The organism is Neobacillus sp. DZ-9 (assembly GCF_059587065.1).
Genome location: NZ_JCAIOL010000011.1, coordinates 51,619 through 71,389 on the forward strand (window position 1 = coordinate 51,619; position 19,771 = coordinate 71,389).

Genomic DNA, 19,771 nt, shown 5'->3' on the forward strand with positions numbered 1-19,771 from the left:
ATTTTTTGAGTAAAACGTCCTTTTCTTCTTAATCCCATTTTGATGTCCTCAAACTATACTTATTGTTTTTTCTAGTCTACCACTGGATACGAATCCGCAACACCCTGCATGGTTTAAATAAAATCAAGCTGAGATTTTCCACCCAGCTTGACTTTTTGTTATTATTTTTGCTTGCTCTTCCATTCGTCAAATTGCTTCTGAATTTCTTTTAAGACTTTGTCAATTCCAGCTTCTTTTAACTTCTTATTATATTTTGGCAAGTACTCTTCAGGGTCAACAGAACCTGTTGCCAATGCCGGATAGAATTCTTTTGAAATATTCGTAATCGCTGCAAGCTCAGATCTTACTGAGTCGCTGTTAAAATGGAAACCAAGGGTTGGGGCTGTTTTGGCCGATTTGTTAAACTCTTCAAATTTATCCCATTTATCTTTAGGATCATTTTCATACAAATCCAAAACAAAGAAATTTCCAAGTGAATAAGATGGAACATTATAACGATCGATACGTGCTGGAAGGTCTTTAATCGTTCCATCGTCATTTTTTTCGTAATGAACGCCTTCGATACCTTTGTCAACAAGGTTACGGAGGTATGGGTCAGTGTTAAGCAGTGTCAGGAATTCCATTGCTTTCTCAGGATTCTTGGAAGTGGCTGAGATGGCCTGAATGGAACCGGATACAGAATCATTAATGGTAATCGGATCTTCAGCCGGAACGGAAACAACATCATACTTAGCCGCGCGAGACCATAATAAATCAGCATATGGCTGAGAATCACCCATGCGGACAAACCAATTTTCTACATCCATTGGCCAGCTGTCTTTACTTGTCGCTGCATCTTCTTTAAGAAATCCAGCCTTATAAAATTTATGCATAGTTTTATAGGTTTTCATCGTTAAATCAGATTCAAATTGATTAATCACATGGTCTCTATCGCCTTCCATAGCAAAGGCAAATGGCATTTCATTATTAAAGATATAATCGTATGGCAGATAGGCCTTGAATGTAGCCATTGGAGTGACACCAGGTTCATTCTCTTTAATCGTTTTTAGCATCGGCTCAAGGTCTTCCAAGGTTTTTACTTTTGAAAGATCAAAGTGGTATTTGTCTACAAGGCGTTTATTAAAGGTATAAACCGATTGTCTTGCTGCCTCTTTATTAGTCGGAACACCATAAATTTTTCCATTAACCTTAATTCCTTCTAAAAGAGCCGGATTAAGTTTCTCTTTAAGCTCTTTGCCTTCTTTTCCTAACATACCGTCAATGTCCTTAAATGCACCTTTTTGGGCATTTTGAACGTAAGACGTACCATTCGTAAAGATGATATCAAAGGGTTCCCCTGAATTGATCATCACCTGTGATTTTTGATCCCAATCACCCCAGTCAATTTGGGTCATTTTTACTGTGGCATTGATTTTTTTCTTTGTGTACTTGTTGACTTCTGCAAAGACTTTTTCAGTATCTTTTTGCGGAGTTCCAATGGTGTACCATTTAATTTCATAAGGCTGGCCATTTTTACCGTCTTTTGCGGATGTGGAACTGTCTTTGCTGGTGCAGGCAGATAGCAGGGTACCCGCTGCCAGAACGGATGCGAGAATAATGCCTAACTTCTTTTTCTTCATTCCTCTTCTCCTCTTTCTATTGATTATTCTTTAACGCCGCCAATCGTCAGTCCGCTAATAAAGTACTTTTGGAAAAACGGATAGGAGACTGCAATTGGCAAGGTGGCGATTACAACCATGGCCATTTTGGCCGATTCTTGCGGGATGGTATCAAATAAACTTGTCTGCATCATGGCGACATCCATATTTTTTCTCATAAATTCAAGATTTGCCTCTATTTTCATGAGTAAAGCTTGAAGCGGCACCAGATTAGGGTTATCAATATAAAGCAAGGCTGTAAACCAGTCATTCCAATAACCCAGTGTACTAAACAAAGCGATTGTGGCAATTCCCGGTAAGGAAAGCGGGAAGATGATTTGGAAGAAGATTCTCCATTCGCTTGCCCCATCGATTCTAGCCGATTCCAAAATCGATTCAGAAACAGACTTTAGGAAAAAGGTTCTCATGATGATAATGTAAAAAGCATTCATCGCAAGGGGCAGGATCAGTGCCCAAACGGAATTTTTCAAATGCAGGAACTGGGTGACAACGATGTAAGTCGGCACCAGTCCGCCGCTGAAAAGCATCGTAAAGAATGCCAAGAATGTGAAAAATTTTCGATACTTAAATTGCGGTCTTGAAATCGCGTAGGCATAAAAGGTAATCATGAACACACTAATCATGGTACCGATAATCGTAATAAAAATCGTGACACCATAGGAGCGGAAAAAGGAATCCTTCATACCCCAGAGATAATGATAAGCATCCAAGCTCCATTCCTTCGGGATTAATTGAAAACCGTTCCTGACGATACTTTCCTCACTTGTAAACGAAATGATTATGACATAGATAAACGGAAAAATACACGTAAATGCGAGAATCCCAAGCAGCACACTAATAATGGCATTGGCAGCCGGATGCATATGTTGAGGGTCCCGGTACTTCTTCCTGGTGATCTTAACCTTCCCCTCTTTTATTTCTTCTACTGGTTTTTGAATAAGAAGCGTTGATTGGGTTTGTTCTAATTTTGGCATATCATTAGCCGCCGGGCGACTTTTCCTCCTTTCGTCAAGAAATGGACCTTAAAACAAGGCACTTTCCTCATCCACTTTGCGGACAATGTAGTTGGTAATGATAACGAGGGTAAATCCAACAGCTGACTGATAAAGACCTGCTGCCGTACTCATGCCGATATCCCCCAGATTCATAAGACCACGGTAGACGAATGTGTCAATTACATTTGTGACTCCATATAGAGCTCCCGAATCTCTTGGCACTTGATAAAACAATCCGAAATCCGAGTTGAATATCCGGCCAATATTCATGATGGTCAGGATAATCATTAATGGCTTAAGCATTGGCAGGGTAACATGTTTAATCTGCTTCCATTTTGAGGCGCCATCAATCATCGCTGCCTCATAATACGTCCGGTCAATTCCGACGATGGAGGCTAAGTAAACGATACTGCCGTAACCAACGCCTTTCCACATGCTCATGAATACGAGAATAAATGGCCAATATTTCGATTCGCTATACCACGAAATAGGGTCGATATGGAACCAGCCAAGAATATGATTTAACAAACCGTGTTCCGTACTTAAGAAAGTGAAGACAAAGTAACTGCCGATAACCCATGAAATAAAATGCGGGAACAAGATAGAAGTTTGGTAAACCTTAGATAGCCTCTTATTGATTAACTCACTGAGCAAGACGGCTGTTGCAACCGCCGTTACCAGCCCTAATACGATAAAGACAAGATTGTAGAGGATGGTATTTCTGGTAATGATCCATGCATCATTTGTACTGAATAAATATTTGAAGTTGTCAAAGCCAACCCATTCACTATTCATGACGCTGGCAAAAAATCCATCGGGATCAATTCGGAACTTTTTAAAGGCCAATACCTGTCCAAACATCGGCAAATACGAAAATAGAAGCAGCCAAATTGTTCCTGGTAACACCATAAACAGCCAAACTCGATTTTTATAGAGATCGCTTAATATCCTTTTCATATTTCTCCTCCCCCCCCGAATGTTATGTAAGCACTTCCATACCTTTATTTTAAAGGGAAAAGCGAGCTAATTATAGTTGACTAATTTGGGATTAAGTGCAAAAATCTTAGAATCTTACAACCTATTAGGCGAAAAAAGTCAACAAAAGAGAATAACCGACTGGAGTGGCCCAGTCGGTTCAGTTTTGTCCTATAAAACTCGAAAAGTCTTAGTTTGTCTTTTCTGGGGATATAACCAAAACGACACCGTTTTCGATTTGAATGGATGTTCCGATCGTGGTATTGTCTCGCAGCCAGTCATTTGCGTGAATGCTTAGGACATATCCGTTTTTCGGAATGGCAGAATTATTCCCACCTCTTTTAACCACTTTCCCATCTTCTACAGTGATTTCATATCCCCATTGGTTTGTTCGGGTCGTCTCTCCATAGACAGGCGTATACTGAATCAGCTGGCCAGCTCCACGGGATTTATTTACCCCATCTAACATTCGATAATCGACCACGTCAAGGTCTCTCCACATGCTATCGATTAAGAACGGCTTAATAACCTCTCTTCCAATTTCTTGCGGTTGTTGATACGCCTGCATCATTAAGGTTTTTAAGGTAACTTTATACGAATTAGCTTCATCGGCCTGTCCGTTTTTGTCAGCCATTAAATAGTGAACAGCAACTTCCCCAGCTTCACCATAGACGGTAAGATTCTGGAGGTAAGGATCAATGGCAGTTAAAAAGGCTTCATTATCAATGGCTTTTCGAATAGTTTCTGGAATTTGCTGCAGCTCTTTAAATTCAGTAATTAACTGCTCGGCTTCTTGGCTGCCACCCTCGCCATCATACGCTTTCCAGAACTGATCAATGACCGGCTGCAGCGTAAGTTCTAATGGCGGTACCACTAAGGCACTTTTAACTAAGAATGGTTTGATGACACCTTGCCCCACCTTTTGAGGGATCTGCTCGGATTGATTGAACAAGGTAATCAGCTGTTCCCTATAGGCAGCAGCCTGGTCGGTCTGGCCATTTTTCTCTGCCATCACATATTGAACAGCCGTTTCTCCCGCCTTGCCATAGATAGTTAATTTTTCCAAATAAGGCTCAATTTCCTGAAGGAACTTTTTATTGTCCATTTCCTGCTGAAGTTTAGCCGGAGCCTGTTGTAACTTTTTAAATTCAGCAATTAATTGGTCTGCTGCCTGATTAGCATCCCCTGCCGCATACGCCTTCCAGAACGCATCGATCAATGGCTTTAAGGTAAGGGACTCTGTCGTATTAATCGGTGAAGAATACATATTTTCCCCGACGGTTTTTAACGTTTCTGCAGCTTCTCCACCAAAGGATTGAATACTGCGCTTCCATGAATCGATTGGGTCATAGGCCGCCGGGTTCCATGTATAATCCGCAATCGTGTACAAAGGTATTTTGGAAGCTTCGGCTTCGTTCATTGGATTTGCCGTTAACCCGGCAACTCCATGCTTGGATAAATCAGCATCGCGTCCTACTATGGGACCGAGGAACAAGCTATTCCGGTCATAGTCGTTTACTGGGTAATTGTCCCATAATAACATTTCGTGTTTAAATACTCCGTGAACCTCATCCGCTTCTTTGGCAGCGACCTGCTCTGACACAACCTTTTGACCTGTCCACATAACAACCGTATCCTTGTCGAGTAGTTCAGCAAATCGTTCACGGTAAGGAGATGGCCCGTTTCCGGAATAATCCGTTGGAACGGTAATCAACCGCTCGGCCCCCTCATGGGTATGGATAAATTCTTCTGTAAAACGGTTTAACAGATAAGCATGTGCAGCCGCAACCGGATTCGCATCTCCTGCAAATTTTTCCCGATCTTCCTGGCAGTTTAAGTTCAAAGCTATATCATCTAGGAAAATCGCATAGGAGCGGACACCCAAGTCCCACATCGTTTCCATCTTCTTTTTTAACAATGCGAAATCTTGATCACCAGAATAGCAGATGGATTGACCAGGAGACAGTGAGAAGGTGAATTTCACATGATTCTCTTTGGCCTTATCAATAAGCTCGGTAATTTCCGCTAATTCTGCCTCCGGGTAGGGATCACGCCAGTTCTCGCGATGATAAGGATCATCTTTCGGAGCGTAAATATACGTATTCAGTTTATTTTCTCCGTAAAATTCCAGCTGGGAGATTCTGTCCTCATGAGTCCATGGCGGGCCATAGAACCCTTCGATCGAGCCACGAATCGGCATTTCCGGCCAGTCATGAATTTCTGCCTCGGGAATCCAATCTCTTCCTTCCTTCTTTTGAATCAAGTGTTTGAAAGTTTTGGCTGCATAATACGTTCCCGCCTTGTCCTTCCCGGCAAGAACAATCTGTTTCTTTCCTTTTTGCTGGGATACCAGTACATATCCCTCATCCTTTAATGATTCAGGTCCTTCCACTTCCATTTGATCCAAGACAGCGGCTGAATCCTTATTTTCTGAAGGCCCGCCAATCCAGATGGTAACAGGGGTTGTCACTTTCTCCCCGGCATGAATACGGACAATCTGTTTTACGTCTGCAACTTCCAATGCTTCCACAACTTCGTTGATGGCCTGTTCATCCGTTTTCTTATCTACCACAATTCCGACATTTGGTGTCAGCGGAAACCCTTTATCCGCTAATTTTAGCTCCTGCGGTGTTGGATTCAGGGCAAGGGCTCCTCTGCTTGCCGCCGATGCCTGTCCGGTTCCATATTGAAGCGGCGGCAAAGTACACAGCCCGAGCGTAACACAGGCCGCTAACACCTGTTTTCCATGTTTGAAAAAAGACATTCTGTTTATCCTCCTCAAATCGCTTCCAGCAAGGACGGTTCTTGAACCGTCCCCTACGTTGCCATATCTTAGTTTTGTGATGCATAGACACTGAATTCGTACAGAGAGTAGCCCCAGCCACCTGAACGTTTGATGCCCTGCATTTTAACGTATCGAGCTTCGACGGAAGGGAACTGAATTTCATCGGTTCCTCCGTTGCTGTTTAACTCTGTGTAAACATCTGTCCACTGACTTCCGTCCTTTGACACTTGGATTTTATATTGTTTTCCATAGGCAGCTTCCCAGTTTAATTTCACTTTATCAATGGAATAAACTTGTCCGAGATCGACGCTGAGCCATTGATTATCAGTGTACAAGGATGCCCATCTAGTATTGTTGTTCCCGTCTACGGCAAGGTCTGGCGTCAGCCAACTGACCTCACTTGAAGAAGCGTCAGCTTTTTTCCCTTCCGCTATATTTTTCCCGTTAAGTGCCCGCTCTAGGAAGGTCGGAACCACACCGATACTCAGCTTCTGCGGGATTTCATTTATCGATGTCATCGATTGCTGAAGCACCAAGCGATTTGCAGCAGCCTTAGCCGTATCCCCACTCTGCTCTGCCAGCACCATGTTAACAGCCGCCTCACCAGCTTGTCCGTATAGCGCCAGCTTATTTAAATACCCGGCGACCTCCTTCAAGAAGTTCGGATTATCCACCTGCTCCCGCAGCTGCCTAGCAGCCTGCTCCAACTTGCCAAATTCCTGTACCAAGGCTTTGCCAGCCACGGAAACTGCCTGACTGTCCTTTGCTTCCTCTGCCAGCCAAAATTGCTCGATTAGCGGCTTTACTCTTTCCGAAACCGGCTCCCGGTTGTTATTGAGACTCGTAGCATACGAGGCTTCCACAAAGAGTTTTAGAGGTTCATAGGCTGCTCCGGCAAATTCCTTCAGACTTCGCTTCAGCGAATCATTCGGGTCATAGGCTTCAGGGTTCCACGTATAATCGGCAACGGTAAACAGTGGAATTTTTGAAGCTTCTGCCTCATTCATTGGATTAGCCGTTAAGCCAACCACACCATGTTCAGGCGTTAAATTCGAATCCCGTCCGGTCAGCGGCGCCAGGAACAAGCGATTTCGATCAAAGTCATTCACCGGGTAGTTATCCCAAATCAATAAATCGTGTTTAAATATGCCATGAATTTTATCGGCATCCTGTGACGTAATCGTAGGAGCAACGACACCAATTCCTGTCCATTGAACAATAATATCAGACTGAACCAGGTCAGCAAAACGTTCACGGTAAGGAGTGGTTCCCGCCTGATAATAGTCTGTCGGCACCGTGATTAAGCGCTCCGCACCGTTGTGTTTTTTAATAAATTCTTCGTTAAATCGATTTAATAGATACGCCTGTGCCGCTGCCGGCGGGTTCGGATCTCCGCCAAACATCGCCCTGTCTTCAGGGGAATGGAGGCTCGGGTCAATATCATCAAGGTATAAGGCAAACGATCTCACGCCGATATCCCACATGGCTTGGGCCTTTTGGATCAATGCCTTCAGGTCCGAATCACTGGAATAGGTGATTGTATTCCCCGGCGAAATTGCGAATGTAAAGGTGACATGGTTTTCTTGTGCGGTCCGTACAAGTTCGGCAAGCTCCGCTATCTTATCCGCAGGATACGGCTCTTTCCATTTTTCCCGGTGGTAAGGGTCATCCTTCGGAGCATAAATATAGCTGTTCATCTTATGCTCACCGTAAAATGCGATCTGACGCAAGCGATCCTCGTGTGACCATGGCGCACCATAAAAGCCTTCAATTGAGCCCCTGATCGGCATCGTAGGCCAGTCCTTAATTTCCACCTCAGGAATCCAATCAGTTCCTTTCCGTTCGACCATGATTTGTTCGAAGGTTTGGGTCCCGTAATACGTCCCTGCGTCATCATGTCCGGAAATAACGATATGCTTTTTATCCTTTGTGCCCTGCTTGGTGGCGACAATATACCCCTCCTTTTTTGTCATTTCCAAATCCGAGAGGCCAGTGTGCTGCTGAATGGTTTTCAGCTCGTCCGGGTCGGAGAATTCCCCTAGCCAAATGATGACGGGTGCCTGGAGCTTAGGGGTCTTGATATCACTCTCCAGAATGGTGGTAACACCTGCCTCCTTTAGGGCTTGCTTCAATTCAGCAATCGCCGCAGGATCGGTTCCTTTTTCAGTAACCAATCCTACTTTTGGATTCAGTGGGAAACCTTTGTCTGTTTGTTCTAACGATTTCGGTATGGGGGATACAGTCATTTCGTAGGTTTCACTTGCCTTTGCTTTCCCTGCTGCTGGAATATTCAGCGGAACCAATAACCCTGATACCAAACAGGCTGAAACAACCGCCTTGAATGCTTTACTTTTTGCCACCTTTGCCACCTCTTCTTCTATCATTTTGAATTCTTAGGGACGAATCTCGTATTTCAAGATGTTCCGGTTTATTAGTAACCGCTTCCATCGCTTCGACAAAAAAAAGCAGGACAACACCAAGCAAGGAGGAAGTCCTCCTTACAAAGCGTCGCCCTGCCTGATCGTGTCAGTAACATGCGAAATCGTTATTAGCCCTATATGGGGCATTATAGACAATAGTGTATAAGGTTCATAGGGTCAAAAATCCTATTTTTCAAAAATAAGGAAATATATATAAATTATTGAGTGGAATGAATATTACTCGTCTTCTTGAAGTCTCATTGTATGGATATGGAGAGCTATATAAGCGGCTTCATCAACGGTCACTTCAATATTACACTTTTCCTTAATTCGGTTTATTGCCCAAAGACCAATTTCATATTCTTTGCAATATAAGATTTTTATTTCATTTAATAATTCGTTTTTTAAATGAATGCCTTGCTTTATGCGATCGATTGTATATGACACATGATCAGTTAAGGAGATATGAATGTGCTCACTCAGTTTGGTGCCAAGGTATTGTTCTGCATAGGAGATAATCTCTTCTGAAATAATAAAGTGTTCTTCTGGAATACGACTCAAGAGTTGTTGCAGCTTTTCATTTTCCTTCAATACAAACAGCTTTTCAACCTTCTGAAAATGAATCAGATCATTTTTCTTCTTTCCATACGAAATTCCAGCCCCAAACGCGACCTTCTCTCCATCGCAATCGGTTACTAATACAGCATTATTATTCAGAATTTTCTTTAACCTCATAAGACACCTCCTTAAACAGTCATTGACAATTAGAGCCCGTTACATAGAAGAAACCGTTATAACATCCTGCTCTCGGATTTCCAAACCTATAAAACTCGAAAAGTCTTAATCTCATACGGTTTGATTTCAACCTCAATCGGCGATGCAGATTCAACTCCGATAGGTTCTTCCATTAAATTCGTCTCCACCCATGAGGTGATGCCTTTTAGAACATCGAGAGAAACCTTGCCCCTGCGTCCTTCATATTCATGAAGGCGGATAATGATCCCATTGCCATCATAAGCTGGTTTAATGGAATCAATCCAAACATGATCCGAATCCATTTCGAGGAAAGACTCTTCCTTTGCCCATTTCCCTTCGAAAGCCACAACAGGATCGTTCAAATCCCACGCTGTCTCTACCGTCTTCGCTTTGCGCCATTCCCCGATATGCGGGTAAAGCGAATAAACGAACGAATGGGTTCCTTGATCTGCTTGTGGATCAGGATGAATCGCTGATTTTAATAAGGTGATCCGCATGATATTTTCTTTAATGTCGTAGCCATATTTGGAATCGTTCAGTAAGCTTACCCCATAGTCCGGCTCTGACAGATCGGCCCACTGATGGCCGACTGTTTCAAATTTGGCCATATCCCAGCTTGTATTCCAATGAGTCGGGCGCTTCACATTTCCATATTGAATATCATACGTGGCCTCAGTGGTGCGGATATCCACTGGGAAAGCGGCCTTCAGCAGTTTTCTCTTTTCATGCCAGTCTACCGTTGTTTCAAAATCAATGCGGCGGTCATTTTGATAAAAAACAATCCGCTGGGAGATTTCAGAATGGTGATACGTCCACTTGGCAAGAATCGTAAACGTCAATTCTCCATTTTCCACGACTTCAAATCTGACTAAATCACGGATTTCTTCCATTTTTTCTTGATAAAAGAGATCGATATCCCAAGCATCATGGGCAAGCGGCTTATCTTCGAAAATTTGCAGGATATTCCCCTTTTGATTCCCCGCGAGAACCTCTCGTCCTGCTTCCTTATCAAAGAGGGACGTCATTTGGCCAAATTCATTCCATTCAACAAGGTAATACGGCGTTTCCAGTTTCCGGTCCTGATAGCTGAAATTCGCTTTCGTTTCCCGAACGGCTGCCGCCGGCTCAAAATATAACGTCTTGGCCCCAAAGGATGGAAGGTTGTCGACCTCAATCAGCCAGCCGTTATCCCGTTTTTGATGGGGTAAGATTTCTCCCTTGCTGTTTTTCCAAACACCTCCGGCAAAATCGGCAAATTGCTGGACCGCCACATTTTTCTTACCTTGGTGGTGGGTCGCATGAAAGAGTACGACAGAGCGGTCATCCTGTTCGACTCCGTGTTCAATGATGCGGGATTCCACGTTTCGGACTAGCTCGTGCGCTTCCTTGTATTCTTCTTTGGCATCCTCATACACTTCATGGATGGAGGAACCAGGAATAATATCATGGAATTGGTTGCGCAAAATAATTTTCCAGCCATTTTTCAGCTCGTCATCTCCCATCCATTGGCCGTTTTCAGAAAGCCATGAAGTGAGGAATTCAGCCCGCCGGTATAGCAGCTCCAATTTTCGATTCATCTGCTTCATAAACGCCTGGCTTGTATAGGTGCCCCGGTGGTACTCGAGGTAAAGCTCGCCATCCCATTTATGAATATAGCCATCCGATCCGGAAACATTTTCGTGAAGCTTGTTAAAAAATTCCCCGGCTGTCGACGTTTTTACCTTCGGCATCCCTGGCAGCGCATCAAATCTGCGGCGCATTTCAAGCATATGCCGATTGACACCGCCGCCGCCATCACCATATCCATAGGAAAGAAGCAAATCTTTCGATAACTCCTTATCACGGTAGCCCTTCCAAGCGCCATTCACCGTTTTCGCGGTAATATAGCCATTATACGTATAGAACCAAGAGTCCGGAGAATTCCATGGCTCCGGCGTCGTAATAAAATGCGTTAAAATCTCGGAACCATCGATACCTTTCCAGTAAAAGGTATCATGCGGCATCCGGTTATACTGATTCCAGCTGATTTTGGTCGTCATCATTGTTTTGATGCCCGATTTTGTTAAGATCTGCGGCAGCGCCCAGCTGTAGCCGAACACATCCGGAAGCCATAGGTACTCGCAATCGACGCCAAACTCTTCTTTAAAAAAGTTCTTCCCGTGCAGGATTTGGCGGACAAGCGATTCGCCGCTCGGAATATTGCAGTCCGACTCAAGCCACATCGCTCCGCCAGCTTCCCATTTGCCTTCTGCCACTCTTTCCTTAATTTGAGCGTAAATCTCAGGATAATCCGTTTTGATATAGTCATAGAGCTGAGGCTGTGTTTGCAAGAATAAATATTCAGGGAATTGCTTCATTAAATGCAAGACCGTTGAAAAAGAACGAGCAGACTTCTCCCGTGTATTTTTTAACCGCCAAAGCCAAGCCACATCAATATGGGTATGGCCGACAGTGTGAATGGTGATGTCTGATGTTTTGGTGAAGGACTGAATCGCCTCTGTAAGGCTTTCCTCCACCGCATAACAGGACTGATAAAATTCCGGGCTGCCTGGCTCGGTCCAATTAATCAAATGAAGGGCATCCGAAATCAACTTTTTCAAAATGGTATAGGCAGAGTCCGACTCACTTGTTTCTTTTATCACTTCATAAGCAGCTAATAGGGTGTAATATAGATTATCTACCCGGCGATCCAGCCAGCCGATCGCGGCCATTTCCAGTTTAAATTCATTTTCTATCGGAACTCCTCCACCCTCAAGTCCTGACCAGAGCCTGAAATCCAAGCGCATCGGCCCCTTGGCCGTTTGGTCATCGAAGAGTACTTCCTCATGGTTGGAATCGACACCCTGATAGGGTCTGCCATTGACATACAGCAGGGACTCAAAGCCTGAATTATTGCCCCCGCCCGTTTTTCCGAACGAGAATAGACCGACAATTGGCTGATCGGCATTCGGTAAATGAGTATCGATCTCGGCATGAAGCCAAATATAGCGATCGCGGCCTTTCCAGTAGTCGCCGATTTTCATCACCTTTTGTTCATCATACGCAGCCGGTGGATAGGCACCAATCGCACCATCATCCTCCTGGGCGAAAAATTGCTGAATTCCCTTAAGGTCCCGGTACCGGTAACCCTCTAATTCCCTGATACGTTCTTCAAATTTTCTTTCCGTTAAGAACATGTTTTCACCTCATTATGACTAGTTTTTACAATGAAAAGTTGCCTGCCGTGACGATCCGATGATAGACATTACCGCCAATCAGCCCCTCCACGATTTCCCATGGCCCATCATGGCGCAACCGCTTTTCTTCCAATTCCTCCATCCGAGGAATCCTTCCCTCGAGCCACTCCTGAATCCGGTATTTGACGGAATCAATCCGGGTAATGACGCCGCCATAACGAATATCGACCACTTCCCAGCCAAATGGTTTGTACGCTGCAAACCAGACGTCTCGGTGCTTTTGCCTTAAAAGATCCACATTCACTTGGATTCGATCCAAAATCATAAGAATAGATTTCATTTGTTCATGATCGTTGTTCTGATACGCCGCTAGAATCTTGATGCCAATTTCCGCTTTATCAGCCAGCACCCTCGCCAGCTGTTCATATAAATCAAACAAGGCTTCCCATGCTGGATTCTCCTGTTTGGCTTTTTCAAATACGGGCACTAGCTGCTGATAATGCTCCCCTAAAGAAAGGCCGCGGACATTCTCATCATATAAGCCTATTAAACTATCTTGGTAAAGCAGCACTTTCGATGTCATCGAGGTATTCATGTTATCTTCCATGACACCCGGTGTTTCATCCAATAATTTCAGATTCATAAAATCGGCAAAATGCCCATCACCGCAAAATTCAAAACGCTCGGCCACCTTTTCAATGGACACTTCCTTCTGGTAAGTGTGCTCGGCAAATAATTGCATGATCGGGTAAGCAGTCGCAAACGGCGTTTCTGCTCCGTTATCCCCCCACAATGTTACAAAAATTTCGCCGATTCCTTCCTGTTTACAGGCAGCCAGTGCCGCTTCTGTTGTTGCAATCGCCTTGCCATAATTCGGCGCAAGTCCATTCCATGTCCAAGCCCCGCCGGCAAAAATCGGCGTGGATCCGAGCAGCTTATGGTTTTGGAAATCTCGTTCATACACTTCTTGTTCTTTCCGGTAATAGTTCCAATAAACAAGCTCGACATCCGGAATCCCTTCAAGAATATCCTCACGGATGCTGCCGTTTTCATCCTTATAAGGGCTGTTTTCGGCAAACAGCGGGAAGTACATATCACTCCAAATCATCGGTTTAAGCCCCAGCTTATCGGTAATGGAGACCACCTTTTGGAGATGCCGGTTCATGAGATCAATATGGTTCTCATAGCCATGCTTCTCCAAATATTTTCCTAGACCAAGCTGGAACGTCTCGTCCATGCCGATATGAATCCGTTTGGTCCGAAATGGCTCAGAGGCCGCTTTTAGACAGCTCTCTAAAAACTCATATGTTTGTGGCTCATCCACAAGCAAGATATCATCTGTGTCTTTGAATCCTGCGGCATAATTCCATTTCAGGGCTTCCCGCAAGTGGCCCAGGGTTTGTATGCAAGGGATCATTTCAATCCCGAGCTTTTCGGCATATTCATCACATGTTTTGAGTTCCTCAAATGTATATCTTCCGCGCATATATCCAAAGTAAGGATATTCCTTTACCTCGTACGTATCCTCCGTATAAAGCATCAGGGTGTCTAGTCCCATAACGGCCATGTGCTGCAGAAGCTTCTCTACGTCCGCAACGGTGGGAACCGCATTTCGTGATGCATCCAGCATCACACCACTCATGATAAACTGTGGATTCTCGGTTATATCGAATTCGCTGTTTTTTTGAAAGTTCTCCAGCCACAATCCAATCGCCCGGAAAAAATGAACCGGCTTTTGGAAGGAAATTTCTCCCTGGCCGTTTTTATTCACTGCCCTTAACGGCCCTTGATGGTATTTCACTTGAATTGGATATCCATCAGTAGAAAGTTGAACATTTAACCGTTTTGATACAAGCTCGAGACCATCTGCGACAGCAGATGTATCCCCCTTTAAGTACAGTTCCACTTGTATTCCCCCTGTTTTTCTTCGAAATTCCAATCTGGTTCATATTTTTTGTTAACTTGGTGGCTTTTACATACAAAATCGCGAAATAAAATTGTATTTTTACACCAGAAAAACTAGTTTGATAGATTTATCAGCGGATTTTCACCTTTTATCAGCGAATTTTTGATTTTATCAGCGAATCCGGAGCATTTATCAGCGAATTTCACAATTTTATCAGCGAATCGGAAATAGCTACAATTTTACCTCTAACAGAGCCTTTCTAAACGAGCAAATCTATTGAGACAAACCTTCATCATCCAATAAGCAGGAGCAACCGCAGAAATAAACGGGATGAGACCGGGAACCTGATTGATCAGGTAGCCAATTACAAAAAATCCGGCACCAATCCAGATGGTGGAAGGCAGCCCCGTTAAGGTGATGAGAAAGGACTGTTTAATATATTCCTTACTGGAAAGCTCATAATGGACATAGACGGCAAAGAAATGGCCGACAGCCAATAATAGGATGATCACCAGAATATAAAGGATAATCGAAAGAAAGCTGGCAAAAACCCCTGACATAAAGCTTTCTGTAATCCTGATATCGATAAAAAGAAAAAGGCCGATGCTGTAAAACACAAGGCCTATTCCATTGCTTCTCTTCCATTCTTTGAAATACACTTGCTTAAACGTCTTCCAAACAGGCACATCGGTATCTTTTCTCAGCCATTTACGGACGATTGTAAACAGGGCAACCGTTGCCGGGAAAAAGCCAAATACCCCGAGTCCCAAGGCGGTAAAGGCAATCCAGCATAAATTTGCGGAGATTGCCCTCCATATCCATTCACAAACAACAATCATCCATGAACCATTTTTCATACGGCACCACCCTTTCCAATGAACTAAACTAGTTATTTTTCATCAAATGATGATAAAGCGGACTTCCTTTGACGGCTTTACCGGTTAAACTTAGCACGAATTCACTGAACATCGTGTTGGCCCACGCGAACCAGTCTCTAGTAAATTCCTCCGGACAGTCGGCGTTAAAGCCTTCGTGCATAAAATCCGTACCGCCATCGGTGTTTTTAAAATAAGCCAAAATTTGCTGTTTTTCTCCTTCACTAACCGCAGTCATCCCCTGGATGGCAAGAGCAATATGCCAAATATAGTGGTCCGGTGTATGCGGGCTGCCGATGCCATTGGCATATTTACCCTCGTAATAATAGGGATTATCCCTGCTCAAAAGGAAATTTCGTGTATTGAGATACGTCGCATCATCAAATGGCTGGTACCCTAAATACGGGGCTGCAAGCAAACTTGGAACATTGGCGTCATCCATTAGATTTACACGGCCTTCCCCATCGGTTTCATAGACATACATATCACCGTAAATCGGGTGGTCCAATTTCGCATATTGTTCAATCCCCTGCCTGATTTCCTCACGAAGCTTTAAGCACTCTTCTTTTAAGGAAGAATCCTTTAACACATCATCACACATTTCAGCCGCATACCCTAACACGACAACGGCAAACATATTCGCCGGAACAAGGTATCCGTAAGTGCAGGCATCATCACTTGGGCGAAAGGCACTCCAGGTCATTCCGGTCGGAATCACACGCCCTCCTTTTCCTTCGCGGATCAATGTATCGGACTGGCGCACATCGGCCCGTTCAAAGCGGTAAGGAGACTTGCTTTCATGATCCTGCTCCGTTCTCCAAACATGAATGATCGTCTCCAGCACTTCTTGGAGCGTTTCTTTTATATAAGCTGTACGACCAGTTGACTTCCAAAACAGATAAGCAAGCTGGATCGGATAGCATAACGAGTCAATTTCGTATTTCCGTTCCCAAATATGGGGGGTCATGTCGGTAAGATCGGCCTGATGGCCCCTGCCATTCTCCGTTTCATTAAACGCATTGGCATAAGGGTCTTGCAGGATAAAGGCGAATTGCTGGCGAATCACTCCTTCGAGTAATTCGGCCAGCTCTTCATCCTCCTCTGCAGCCAGCAAATAGGGGCGCACTTGTGCCGCTGAGTCTCTTAACCACATCGCCGGAATGTCGCCGGTTACAACAAATGTTTTTCCGTCTTCCAGCTTTTTCAGTGTCGTTGTATACGTATTAACAAAGCATTGCTCGAACATATGGTGTAATTTTTCGTCCCCAGGAAAGCTTTCCTTCACATGTTGGATCAATTTTTGCATCGATTCTGGAATTACTGCTGTCATCTTTCCCTCTCCTATCGCTTATTTTGAAAACCTAGTGTGATAATTTCATAGCCAGCGACTTCATACTGATCGCTAGAATCATTGGTTTGTTCTTCAAGTATCGTACTCTTGTAAGATGTAATATCCGGCTGGGCGGGGATGGCTGCCGTAAGACTTTTACTAGTTGGCGCCGGATTGAACCAGCGAATCATCACGTCATCACATTCTTCCGCCACTTTCATCGATGACCACGCAAGGCCCTCGGACTCCCAGTTCACCAACTGATGGTCAGCTGGCAATGTCCCTTCATGGGCACTTGTCTGAATAACCTGAAGGGGAACTTTATATTGATAAGCCTCCACAAATGCTTTTGACGCAATCACATCTTTTTCATGCATGAGCACTTGCCACTCGGCTGTTTGAATCCCGATGCACTGGGCCTCCGGTGTCGGGAAGTAGCCCCAGTCGCCAAGTTCGGCAACCGAACGAAGTACGGTGAGGGCAATCGTTCCATCCGCTGGCAGGATTTCATATTCCTGAAGACCGTCCGTGGCCACGGTTAAGCCCATCTCGTCACCCTTAATGCTGGCGAAGCGCTGCTGATGATGACAGAAGCTTGGATTTTCCCATTCCTTTTCCGGTGTATTCGGGCGTGTCACAATCTCAAAAATACTGTCTGCCTGGTGTGTTTCCGTCTGCAATCCTGTTTGGAAAAGGACACGAAGGCGGTGGTCTGTTGCTTGATTGTCAATGGTCAGCTTGAAAGCCGGACCCTTCATTCCTTTTTCGAGAGTCGCAACCGTGCGCAGCGTGATGGTCGTCGTTTCGTCCGATCTGCCTGCTTCCCTTTCCTTATGCCAAATCAAGCGGTTCCTTTCGATAGCCAATCGGTCGTCTGCTGAAACCGGAATGGTTAAGGTATGCGTAAATTCAAGCTCGGTTCGAAGCGGTGATTTTTCAATGAAACGGAATACGGCCGGCACATCCTTTGTCGTAATCGGCTCCTGTCCTTTTGCTTCCTTGAACATATATTCATTCCCGACATCCCCCGTGTCCTCGTAAATGCCGAGGCGATGGAAGGTCTTGCCGGTTGCTTTATTCGTTAAATCATAGGTGCCATCCTCATGAAACAGAAGGTGAACATATTCATTTTCCATCTCCATGCCGCCATCCGCCGCTTGTTCTGGACGCTGCCCGTCCGGCTGTTCCTGCGGAATAAGATAGAAGGTCTTGTAGCCGAATGCAGGGATAGTTTCTGCAAAGAAGGAAAGCTTAGCCCGCTTAGCAAAAAACGGCTGGCGGAATTTGTCATCCGGTAAATCATAGCCAAACTCAACCACCGGGCTTTCGAGGTGACATTCAATGGTATGGCCGGCTTGATCGACCAGCCTGTAGGCCGGCAGATCTTTATCCTGTAAATATATTGGAATTTCTTCAAAATGCATTTGGGAAAAATACACCTTTTCCAGATCGACTGTTTTCGTGACGACTTCGTCTTTGTTCCACCCCGTTGTATTCATGACAACAAGAGGAATTCCGCCCTCCGGTGCACCCAATGTATTAATTTTACCGGCAAGCTCCGATGCCTGCTCCGATACAAACACCTCTCCCATTTGCGAAACCGTTTCAAAGCGAGTCACCATTTCGCGGTGCACCTCATCCACGCTGCAGCCGCAAATGCTGTCATGCGGGTGATTTTTCATCAATGACTTCCACATAAAGCGGAGATATTCCCTCGGGTAAGCCCCGCCTGCTAAAAAGGCCATGCTCGCGAGCGGCTCGGCGATTTTTTCCAAAAGGGTTTGACAGTGGTTGTTCCATTGCTTCAAATAAATCCGGCTGGATGCGGTATTAACAAGCGTCGACCAGCCATCGGTCCGTTGATTGCGCAATTCGCCTTCAATGACCTGGAGCTTCTCAGGAAGTGCTTCTTTTAACGCCTCTGTATATTCATCAAAACTGGAATGCTTAAAGGTGTAATCAGGATACAAACTAGCTGCCGTTTCAATCGCCTGCGGAATCGTTTTTTGCAGCGGCTGGTGGTCACATCCATTCATAAACAATAACTGATTGGTGGACGCGTACTTTTCGGCATCGCGGAGCTTTACATCCCAGAATTTCTTCGCTTCCGCTTCGTCCACTGGGATTTCATTTCCGTTCGAGTACCAATTGGCAAAAAGAATGCCCAATACATTCGAACCGTCCGGTGATTTCCAGATCATCTCGGAATAAGGAGATTCATAATCAGGAGAATCTGAAACCGTGTTATTAAAGCCGGTCGGTTTGACACCTCTTCCGAAGGCCGCCGTATCAATCCCCGCTTGCTTTAAAAGCTGGGGCGCCTGCCCATAAATGCCGAAAGTGTCAGGAAAGTAGCCAATTTTTGATACATGCCCATAGGCTTTGGCATCATGTAAACCGATTTGCAGGTTCCGAACATTGGCTTCAGAGCTTGTTAAAAAAGCATCCTGGAGCACATACCACGGTCCGATATGCAGCTTTTTCTCATCGATTAATTGTTTGACAATCTCCCGGTTTTCCGGATGAACGGCAAAATAATCCTCCAAAAGAACGGTCTGGCCATCGAGATGGAACGCTTGAAAGGCATTTCCTTCTTTTTTGAACTGGTCGATCAAATCATTCATCAGCTTTATAAAATAGTAACGGTGCTGTTCAAAAGGCAAGTACCATTCCCTGTCCCAGTGGGAATGGGAGATAATATGTGCAGTTTTTTTCATTGAATTTTACCCGCTTTCCTTTATTTCAGTTTTACGAAAACGCTATCATTTTCTTTGATTTCATTTTAACAAGCCAGGATTTTCGAGCAATAGATTGCTAGTAAGTCCTATGGATTTTACAGTGTATCTAAAAATAGTTCATGAAAAATGGGGGCAGACCTTATTGCTTTCCTGCAAT

12 protein-coding genes are annotated in these 19,771 nt (G+C 44.5%); all 12 read right to left on the reverse strand.

Annotated features, from left to right (window positions below; all coding sequences use genetic code 11):
- Nucleotides 1-161 precede the first annotated feature (161 nt).
- The gene (locus AC59HZ_RS25085; protein WP_496548484.1) at nt 162-1,619 is read right to left on the reverse strand and encodes an ABC transporter substrate-binding protein; all 1,458 of its coding nucleotides are present in this window, start codon (nt 1,617-1,619) and stop codon (nt 162-164) included.
- A gap of 23 nt (nt 1,620-1,642) precedes the next feature.
- Nucleotides 1,643-2,521 (reverse strand): carbohydrate ABC transporter permease, encoded by an 879-nt coding sequence (locus AC59HZ_RS25090; protein WP_496548603.1) that lies wholly within the window; start codon nt 2,519-2,521, stop codon nt 1,643-1,645.
- 159 nt (nt 2,522-2,680) lie between these two features.
- The gene (locus AC59HZ_RS25095; protein WP_496548485.1) at nt 2,681-3,610 is read right to left on the reverse strand and encodes an ABC transporter permease; all 930 of its coding nucleotides are present in this window, start codon (nt 3,608-3,610) and stop codon (nt 2,681-2,683) included.
- Between the two features lie 208 nt (nt 3,611-3,818).
- Nucleotides 3,819-6,392 carry a glycoside hydrolase family 84 protein gene (locus tag AC59HZ_RS25100; protein ID WP_496548486.1) on the reverse strand — a complete coding sequence of 858 codons (2,574 nt, stop codon included), beginning with the start codon at nt 6,390-6,392 and terminating at the stop codon, nt 3,819-3,821.
- Nucleotides 6,393-6,460: 68 nt separating this feature from the next.
- Nucleotides 6,461-8,773: a glycoside hydrolase family 84 protein gene (locus AC59HZ_RS25105; protein WP_496548487.1), complete on the reverse strand. Its 2,313-nt coding sequence runs from the start codon at nt 8,771-8,773 to the stop codon at nt 6,461-6,463.
- Complete coding sequence (locus AC59HZ_RS25110; RefSeq protein ID WP_496548488.1) at nt 8,760-8,897, reverse strand: hypothetical protein; 138 nt, start codon at nt 8,895-8,897, stop codon at nt 8,760-8,762. The genes AC59HZ_RS25105 and AC59HZ_RS25110 overlap by 14 nt, the downstream gene beginning before the upstream one ends.
- 173 nt (nt 8,898-9,070) lie before the next feature.
- Nucleotides 9,071-9,568, reverse strand: coding sequence for a PRD domain-containing protein (locus AC59HZ_RS25115; protein WP_496548489.1), 498 nt, complete (start codon nt 9,566-9,568; stop codon nt 9,071-9,073).
- Between the two features lie 86 nt (nt 9,569-9,654).
- Nucleotides 9,655-12,765, reverse strand: a complete 3,111-nt coding sequence (locus AC59HZ_RS25120; RefSeq protein WP_496548490.1) for an alpha-mannosidase — start codon at nt 12,763-12,765, stop codon at nt 9,655-9,657.
- 25 nt (nt 12,766-12,790) lie between these two features.
- Nucleotides 12,791-14,671, reverse strand: coding sequence for a beta-N-acetylhexosaminidase (locus AC59HZ_RS25125; RefSeq protein WP_496548491.1), 1,881 nt, complete (start codon nt 14,669-14,671; stop codon nt 12,791-12,793).
- A gap of 245 nt (nt 14,672-14,916) precedes the next feature.
- Entirely contained in the window at nt 14,917-15,528 is a 612-nt protein-coding gene (locus AC59HZ_RS25130) for a YesL family protein (protein WP_496548492.1), read from the reverse strand.
- Nucleotides 15,529-15,556: 28 nt separating this feature from the next.
- Complete coding sequence (locus AC59HZ_RS25135; protein WP_496548493.1) at nt 15,557-16,876, reverse strand: glycoside hydrolase family 125 protein; 1,320 nt, start codon at nt 16,874-16,876, stop codon at nt 15,557-15,559.
- Nucleotides 16,877-16,887: 11 nt separating this feature from the next.
- Nucleotides 16,888-19,593, reverse strand: a complete 2,706-nt coding sequence (locus AC59HZ_RS25140) for an alpha-mannosidase (RefSeq protein WP_496548494.1) — start codon at nt 19,591-19,593, stop codon at nt 16,888-16,890.
- Nucleotides 19,594-19,771 lie beyond the last annotated feature (178 nt).

Bases quoted from the DNA above. Each gene is read 5' to 3' on its own strand.
- AC59HZ_RS25085 (WP_496548484.1), bottom strand. From the start codon at position 1,619: ATGAAGAAAAAGAAGTTAGGCATTATTCTCGCATCCGTTCTGGCAGCG.
- AC59HZ_RS25090 (WP_496548603.1), bottom strand. From the start codon at position 2,521: ATGCATCCGGCTGCCAATGCCATTATTAGTGTGCTGCTTGGGATTCTC.
- AC59HZ_RS25095 (WP_496548485.1), bottom strand. From the start codon at position 3,610: ATGAAAAGGATATTAAGCGATCTCTATAAAAATCGAGTTTGGCTGTTT.
- AC59HZ_RS25100 (WP_496548486.1), bottom strand. From the start codon at position 6,392: ATGTCTTTTTTCAAACATGGAAAACAGGTGTTAGCGGCCTGTGTTACG.
- AC59HZ_RS25115 (WP_496548489.1), bottom strand. From the start codon at position 9,568: ATGAGGTTAAAGAAAATTCTGAATAATAATGCTGTATTAGTAACCGAT.
- AC59HZ_RS25120 (WP_496548490.1), bottom strand. From the start codon at position 12,765: ATGTTCTTAACGGAAAGAAAATTTGAAGAACGTATCAGGGAATTAGAG.
- AC59HZ_RS25130 (WP_496548492.1), bottom strand. From the start codon at position 15,528: ATGAAAAATGGTTCATGGATGATTGTTGTTTGTGAATGGATATGGAGG.
- AC59HZ_RS25135 (WP_496548493.1), bottom strand. From the start codon at position 16,876: ATGACAGCAGTAATTCCAGAATCGATGCAAAAATTGATCCAACATGTG.
- AC59HZ_RS25140 (WP_496548494.1), bottom strand. From the start codon at position 19,593: ATGAAAAAAACTGCACATATTATCTCCCATTCCCACTGGGACAGGGAA.